Below are 853 nucleotides of genomic sequence, written 5' to 3'. Positions count from 1 at the left end.
ATGAAAATACAAAATTAAATATTCCTATTGAATTACAAAATATTCAAATGGGTGGACAATCTCATATTTTTTCAGACATAAAAATGGGTAAAAACAGTCAAGCTGTATTTGTTGAACATCAGATTGGCAATGATAGAGAAACCTTTGTCAGTTCGATATTTTCATTAGATATTGCGGCTTATAGCGATGTTACATGGATTCTTATTCGGGATCGTGGTTTCTATTCTACACAATTTGCTAGGTTTCGGGCTGTCCTTGGCCCAAGCGCTAAATTGTCACTTTATGTAATTAATATAGGCAGTCAACTTAATCGTCAGGAAATTGATGTTGAATTACAAGGAGAAAAATCTGATTTTCAATTACGAGTAATAAATTTGCTTTCTGGACAGACACACAGCGATCTTACGATGAGTGTTCGTCACGTTGAAGAAAAATCAACTTCAACCGAAATTATACGCAATGTGGTTACGAATAAGGCAGTTGGTGTATTTCAGGGAATAATACGTGTTGCTCAAAAGGCTCAAAAAACAGATGCGCACATGGCCTGTAATAGTCTCATTCTTTCAGATGATGCAGAATTTTATGCAAAGCCTGAACTAGAAATTTTTGCTGATAATGTTGCGTGTGGCCATGGTGCAACAATTGCCAATATTAATCATGATCATCTTTTTTATCTCATGGCGCGTGGTATCCCTTTTAAAACTGCTCGTGCACTTTTAATTAAAGGATTTGTCTCTGAGCTGCTTGATGACATCAAGCAGTATAATATTCAAACTATTTTGGAAAATATCATTGGCAAGTGGTTAGACAAAAATGTTTAAGGTGGAAAAAATGGAAAATAACGTCCAAACAT

The 853-nt window shown here is 35.1% G+C and carries 1 protein-coding gene; it reads left to right on the top strand.

Annotated elements, in window-relative coordinates:
• The coding region (gene sufD, locus ACFIK8_RS10645) for a Fe-S cluster assembly protein SufD (protein ID WP_375669410.1) at positions 1-821 on the top strand (821 nt) is incomplete at its 5' end.
• Positions 822-853: the final 32 nt, after the last annotated feature.

Source organism: Bartonella sp. MR168JLCBS (assembly GCF_042194175.1).
The sequence above is the reverse complement of the archived record's forward strand: the minus strand, read 5'-3'. Positions and strand labels throughout refer to the sequence as shown.